The sequence below is a fragment of the Microbacterium sp. NPDC097977 genome, assembly GCF_040302605.1.
Classification (GTDB): domain Bacteria; phylum Actinomycetota; class Actinomycetes; order Actinomycetales; family Microbacteriaceae; genus Microbacterium.
On sequence record NZ_JBEOUR010000119.1, the window covers coordinates 1 to 5,917 of the forward strand.

The following is a 5,917-nucleotide window of genomic DNA, read 5'->3' on the forward strand; positions in this document are numbered from 1 at the left end:
CCCGCTGTGCTCGTCGCGGATCGACAGTTCACGGTCGAGGGGCAGTGCGAGGGAGACCGCGTCGAGTTCGAAGTGGTGACCGCCGATGCCGAGAAGCGGGTGCTCGCCGAAGGGGGATTCCGCTGCGACGATCCGCCGGCCGGCGACTTCTCGTACCGGCTGCCGTACGCGGGTGTGGTGCAGGTGAACCTCACGTACGCCGATGACGTCGAGCGGGCATGGGTGCGCGTCGTCCAGCGCTGATCCGCGGACTCGCCGAGGCTCCTGCGCAGGGTGGTCGCAGCCCCTCCCCGCCGATCTCCGCGAGTACGTGACGCCATAGACTGCCCCGGCGGGGGGGACGGGGAAGGAGAGCAGGTGGACGGTCTGCATGCCGGGGATCGGGTGATCCTCGTCCACGGGTGGCCCGGGCTTCCGTCCGACTACCAGGCGGTTCGGGATGCGCTTCAGCCCGCGACGGTGATCGTGCCCGATCTCCGCGGATTCGGAGCGGCATTCGACGGCGACCTCCCGCTGGCGGAGGCCACGGCCGACGCGCACGCGCGTCGTCTTCTCGAGGTGCTCGAGGATGACGGTGCGGGTGGTCGCACCGTCATCGCCGGATACGACATCGGCAGCCGCATCGCTCAGGCGGCCCTCCGCCTCGACCCGTCGCGTTTCGACGGTGCCGTGCTCACTCCGGGGTATCCGGGTATCGGAGACCGAGCTGCGGCGCCGGCCCTCGCGCCGGTGTTCTGGTACCAGCACTTCCATCGCGAGCCGATCGCCGTCGAGCTGATCGACGGCAACCCCGACGCGGTGGCTCGGTATCTCGACCATCTCTGGAGCGCCTGGAGCGGCCCCGCTGCGCCGACGGCCCACCCGCACCGCGAGCACCTCATCGAGGCCTACTCGCGACCGGGAGCGTTCGCTGCGAGCATTCAGTGGTACCTCGCCAACCGTGGGTATGCAGGCGATCCTCCGCCGATCGAGACACCCACGCTCATGCTCTGGCCGACGGAGGACCCGCTGTTCCCGATCGAGTGGGCCGACCGGTTGAGCGACCACTTCACCGACATCGCCCTCCGACCCGTCGACGGGAGCGGGCACTTCGTGCCGCTCGAAGCGCCGTCGGCATTCGTCGACGCGATACGCTCTCGCCTCGCTCGCTGACCCCGCCGACGAGCCCGCTCTCAGACTGAGCGCAGGGTGTATCCGACCCCGTAGACGGTGACCAGACGAGCGGGGTTCTGCGGGTCGTCCTCGATCTTGGCACGGAGATTCTTCACGTGGGTGTCGATCGTGCGGCCTCGATGCCGCAGCGGTGACGGTCCGTGTCGTGACGAGGAGCGTGGAGGACGTGCTGTTCAAAGTCGGTTCGAGTTGGCGCTGCCTGCGCAGGCCTAGCGCGGCCGACGCTCGCGCGGCGGAACCTGTGCGTCGGTGCGAGTCGTGCCCTGCGGTGTCGGGCGAGGCTGTGCGGTCAGCAGCCCGGTGATGGCGTCGAGGTCTCTGCTCGGTGTGTCGGCGAGAGGTGAGTCGGTCGAGACGAGCGCCACGATCGATTCGCGTGCCGTGCGACCGCGTGCCGTGAGCTCGATCACGCGCTGACGCTTGTCGGACGGCGATGTCCGTCGTTCGACCAGCCCCCTGGCCTCGAGCTGATGACACATGAACGTCACGTTCTGGGGAGTACAGTGCGTCAGTCGGGCGACCGTGCGCATGGACGGAGCCGGTTCGTCGGGGTCGATCGCCCAGAGCACATGCGCGGTCGTCGCGGTGATCCCATACTCGCGCAGTGCGGGCGCAAGAGCCTCGTCGGTGCGTGCGACGACATCGTAGACGGCGAAGAGCGCCTCCGACAGCTGCTGTTCTCGCGAAGAGGCCATGCGCTCAGCGTATCGATCTTCGCTTCAAGGACTGTACTATCGGAAGAAATGCTTCAAGCATTGAATCAAAACGATGGGAAGAGCAGCTGCGCATGAACCTGTCGCGACTCGACGGACGCACGATCCTCGTCACCGGTGCCAGCGGAGGCATCGGCTATTTCATCGCGGAAGGGCTCGCTCGCCGGGGCGCACGCCTCATCGTCGCCGCGCGCTCCACGACCAGGGCGGAGGCCGCCATCGATCTGCTGCCCGAACCTGCTCGACACCGCCGCCTCGAACTCGATCTGTCGAACCGGGAATCGGTCCGATCGGCCGGAGCCCTCATCGGCGAAGAGAGCACGCTCGACGGGCTGGTGATGAACGCCGGAGTCATCGCCGCGTCGCCGACGTTCATGACCGGCGCCTTCGGGGCCGAATCCACCGTCGATGTGAATGTCGTGGCGCACATGGAGCTCCTGCGCCTCGCGCTGCCCGCTCTCGAGCGGGCACCCTCCGCGCGTGTCATCAGTACCGGCAGCATGCTCACGAAAGCGATCCCCTTCGACCTCGACAACTGGCGTGCGCAGACCTCGTACCGCCCTCGTGTCGCGTACGCGATGTCGAAGCACGCCGCCGAGATCTTGGGGTTCGAGCTCGACCGGCGCCTCATAGCGTCGGGCTCGCGCATCCGGTCCGTCGTCTCGCATCCGGGCGGGGCGATCGATGCTCTCACCCCCGACCGGCCGCCGCTGCATCAGCGGCCGCCGGCCGTGCGTCTTATGGCGCCTGTCATCGCGCCGCTCTTCTCGCGGGTCGTTCAGGGCAAGGAGTCTGCCGCGCAGTCGGCCATCGCCGCCGTGGCGATGACGACGCCGGGCGTGCGTCCTTACATCGGCCCCCGACATGGTGCGACGGGCACACCGCATCTCTCCGCGCCGGTGCCCAGCAGCTCCGACGAGACGATCGGTGCCGCACTGTGGACGGAGATCGAGGGCATCCTCGGTGCCTCCGTCCTCCCGCGGGGCTGAGGTGCCCGTGCGCGAAGATCCGGCGCGCGACGACTACGCGACGGGTCCGGTGTATCGCATCCAGAAGTCGACCTGCTCCGGCTGCGGGCGCGGGGCGATCCGACTGCCGCGGTCGAACTCCATCACCTGGTCGGGGGCGTCGGCGAACGGCGGCCAGGAGTGGAGCATGCCACCGTTCGGGTCGCCGGTCTTCACGAAGTTCAGCCGAGAGCTCGTCATCTGGTCGCGCAGCGCGTAGTCCTCGGCCTCGTACAGTGCGTCGTCACCCGCTTCGAGGAGTGTCGGGGATGACGGGTGCTCGCCGAAGGGGGATTCCGCTGCGACGATCCGCCGGCTGGCGACTTCTCGTACCGGCTGCCGTACGCCGGTGTGGTGCAGGTGAACCTCACGGTTGCCAATGGTGTCGATCGGGCATGGGTGCGCGTCGTTCAGCCTTGACGTTCGAGAGTCGCGGGCAAAGGAACCCCTCTTCATGTCACGGAGTCTCTGCTAGTTTTGACGATCACCTCATGGCTCCGACAGCGTCGAACCCGAAGCTCACGACTTTCAGTTGGATGCGGTGGGCTGATGAGTACTTGTGGTCGCCGGTTGAGGGGTAGATTCACGGACTCTGACACGGGTGTTCGCCACTTTGTTGATCGTGGTTCAAACTGAATTGTCCACGCTGAACCAGGCGCAACGACCGTCGCCAAATCAGGCGCCAGACAAGAGGCGCAACTCGATTGCTCGCTCGATAAGTCCGCGATTGACCGGTGACGCGCCTTCGACGAAAATCGTGCGCCGGAACTGCAGCTCGCCCATCTCGAGAGCGAGTTTTCCCATCACCTCATCGGCGAAGCTGGACGAGACCAACGGGATTCCGCGGAGGTCGAGAACGATTTGACTGGCTCCCGCAGCAACGTAGTTGCGAATGCGAGTGCGAACTTCAGAACCGTGTTGACGAGACCCCACGAGCGCCTCAAGCTCAGACGCGTCGAGACGGTAGTAGTCATCCGCTGTGGCAATTGTCTCCAGGATGGCGCTTGATGCTTCGGGCCGCCCGAGAGCCTCGTTGATGCTTACCGCGTTGGCGCACTTGAGTCGCCAGTCCACTGTGGTGGAATGGCAGGAATTGGCGTCCAGCAGCGGTCTACTCAAGTCGACTGCGGTTGTGATGGTCGCGTCCTGGTATCGCCACGACCCGCGTCCGGATCGCACTGAGAGCTGTCCACCGTTGATTGCTACAGCTCTCCTGAGTCCATGGAGCCCGTTCCCCTGGTTGTTCTTCCCTTTGCTGGTTACACCCTGTTCGAGCGCATGGGCGATCGCACTGTCAGCGGTTCGTACGCGCGCGGGATCAACCGAACTGCCCTGAGCGGCTTCGACCATCGCGCGGTGTATGCCGCGCCCGGTATCAGTAACTCCGAGGACACAAGTTCTGTTTCCGGTATGAACCTGCATCATCACGAAGCCTCGATCGGCATGGCTGTGTTGGAAGACGTTGTCGAGTACTTCATAGATGCACCAGTTGAGGGTGTCGATCACCCCTGCCTCGCAGATAACCAGGTCGGTGAGGCTCTTCATAAAGGCGTCCGCCAGTAACTGTGCATCGTGCTCGCTGTCATACCGCCACACGATGTTTGTAGGATGCTCGTCTTTCGAAAGTGCAGAGATGGAGCGAGGAGCATGCAGCCATGTCTTCGACTGGTTGCTGTGAAGGTGATCCGGCACAAACTTCAGGCTTCGATGCGTTCGCAGATAGTCGAGAGCCGCAGCGAAGCTCACGGTTGTGTCTGGCCACGTTGTGTGTAGCTGCTTGAAGTCCAGGATTACTGTGTCAGCATCCGCCCACGACTTCGAAGCCGCGATGAGGTCGTCGACTGCGCCCATGTTGCTCAGATTTCTAACCTTGTGGTGTGCGACTCCTAGCATGGACTGAGGGTACCGTCCGAAGGTGACCCGTGCCAGCAAGGAAAGCACGCGGCGTCACTGCTGTGGCACCAGTCGATCGAGCGTCACACCCACGCGGGCCCGCATCGAGGGCAGCTCGGAGCGTTCGCAAAATGATCGGATGATGGCCAGCGCCAGGGGTGGGAGCTGGAAACGAACGGTGGAAAGCCGCTGTGTCAGGTTTGCGCCATTGATGCCGATGCCGATGCCGATCCCGAGAACGCAAAGGACGGAATGAGTTTCGGACAATATCGGAGGCAGGGCCGAGCTGATCGAACATCCTGCGACGAATAGCCTGCCGTTCGGCGCCGTGGACTGCGAAGGGCTCTAAGCGCAACCGTATGTGAGCGACATCGGTGAAAGGCATCCTCGGTGCGATTGCGACAGAGCCCGCAAGAAACCCTCGTGGCGACGAACGATGAGCCGGTGCAAGTAACGGTCCCGCCATGCGGTGTCGCCGTTACCCGAGTCTTCGGCTCGGTGGGCGCTCGGATGAGTTCCTGATCCTTCGGCCGGGTGTCGGGGGCAGTTGATAAGGAGCAAACGCGTCTTGGGGTTTGATCTGCGACGACAGCCTTCTGTGGTTGAAGAGTAGCGGCCGCTGTCGGAGGCCACGCGTTACAGGGGTGTAATGAGAAACGCTATATATGCCCATAGCTCCCCAATTGGCGGGCGGCGGTACGACAGCGCCAGTCTGGGGGTTTTCTCGTAGGCCTGAGGCGGAAAACCGGCCCGCGGTCCCTGCCGAGGGCGTTTCGTCTCGCTGCGCTCGCTCAACGTCCGGGAGTTCTCCTCGCTCAACGGCGGGGCCGGAACAGACCAGGGGAGCAGTGCCGGAGACGGCATCTCAGGGGAAAAGCGGAAACCCCCGCCATGTAGAAGCTAGGCGAGGGTTCCTAAGGTGACTGTAATGATCACCCTGTGGCTCCGACGGGCGTCGATCCCGTGACCTCACGATTTTCAGTCGTGCGCTCTACCAACTGAGCTACAGAGCCGTGCGACCGGCGAACCTGCCGCACCTAGACGAAAGGCCCTTCTCGAAGAAAAGAGCCCATCGCTTAGAGCGACCCTGACGGGACTTGAACCCGCGACCTCCGCCGTGACAGGGCGGCA

7 protein-coding genes and 1 tRNA gene are annotated in these 5,917 nt (G+C 64.5%); 3 read left to right on the forward strand and 5 right to left on the reverse strand.

Translation table 11 applies throughout. The annotated features are described in order from the left end of the window. A partial coding sequence (locus ABTZ43_RS16775; RefSeq protein ID WP_350539594.1) for a hypothetical protein occupies nucleotides 1-243 on the forward strand: 243 nt, incomplete at its 5' end. Nucleotides 244-357: 114 nt separating this feature from the next. Continuing rightward, a complete protein-coding gene (locus tag ABTZ43_RS16780) occupies nucleotides 358-1,152 on the forward strand; it encodes an alpha/beta fold hydrolase (protein ID WP_350539595.1) in 795 nt (264 codons plus the stop codon). 20 nt (nucleotides 1,153-1,172) lie between these two features. Here ABTZ43_RS16780 and ABTZ43_RS16785 read toward each other — a convergent pair whose 3' ends face one another. Next, nucleotides 1,173-1,301, reverse strand: coding sequence for a winged helix-turn-helix domain-containing protein (locus tag ABTZ43_RS16785; protein ID WP_502885429.1), 129 nt, complete (start codon nucleotides 1,299-1,301; stop codon nucleotides 1,173-1,175). Between the two features lie 81 nt (nucleotides 1,302-1,382). Then, nucleotides 1,383-1,868, reverse strand: coding sequence for a MarR family winged helix-turn-helix transcriptional regulator (locus ABTZ43_RS16790; protein ID WP_350539596.1), 486 nt, complete (start codon nucleotides 1,866-1,868; stop codon nucleotides 1,383-1,385). A 92-nt stretch (nucleotides 1,869-1,960) separates the two neighbouring features. On the opposite strand from ABTZ43_RS16790, the gene ABTZ43_RS16795 reads away from it, so the two are divergent. After that, a complete protein-coding gene (locus ABTZ43_RS16795; protein ID WP_350539597.1) occupies nucleotides 1,961-2,875 on the forward strand; it encodes an SDR family NAD(P)-dependent oxidoreductase in 915 nt (304 codons plus the stop codon). Between the two features lie 33 nt (nucleotides 2,876-2,908). Here ABTZ43_RS16795 and ABTZ43_RS16800 read toward each other — a convergent pair whose 3' ends face one another. The 3 genes from ABTZ43_RS16800 to ABTZ43_RS16810 form a co-directional block, all read right to left on the reverse strand. Then, nucleotides 2,909-3,349: a carboxylesterase family protein gene (locus ABTZ43_RS16800; RefSeq protein WP_350539598.1), complete on the reverse strand. Its 441-nt coding sequence runs from the start codon at nucleotides 3,347-3,349 to the stop codon at nucleotides 2,909-2,911. 219 nt (nucleotides 3,350-3,568) lie between these two features. Beyond that, complete coding sequence (locus ABTZ43_RS16805; protein ID WP_350539599.1) at nucleotides 3,569-4,744, reverse strand: ATP-binding protein; 1,176 nt, start codon at nucleotides 4,742-4,744, stop codon at nucleotides 3,569-3,571. A 982-nt stretch (nucleotides 4,745-5,726) separates the two neighbouring features. Beyond that, a tRNA-Phe gene (locus ABTZ43_RS16810) sits at nucleotides 5,727-5,799 on the reverse strand. Between the last annotated feature and the right edge of the window lie 118 nt (nucleotides 5,800-5,917).

Bases quoted from the DNA above. Each gene is read 5' to 3' on its own strand.
- ABTZ43_RS16790 (WP_350539596.1), bottom strand. From the start codon at position 1,868: ATGGCCTCTTCGCGAGAACAGCAGCTGTCGGAGGCGCTCTTCGCCGTC.
- ABTZ43_RS16800 (WP_350539598.1), bottom strand. From the start codon at position 3,349: ATGAAGAGGGGTTCCTTTGCCCGCGACTCTCGAACGTCAAGGCTGAAC.
- ABTZ43_RS16795 (WP_350539597.1), top strand. From the start codon at position 1,961: ATGAACCTGTCGCGACTCGACGGACGCACGATCCTCGTCACCGGTGCC.
- ABTZ43_RS16805 (WP_350539599.1), bottom strand. From the start codon at position 4,744: ATGGGCGCAGTCGACGACCTCATCGCGGCTTCGAAGTCGTGGGCGGAT.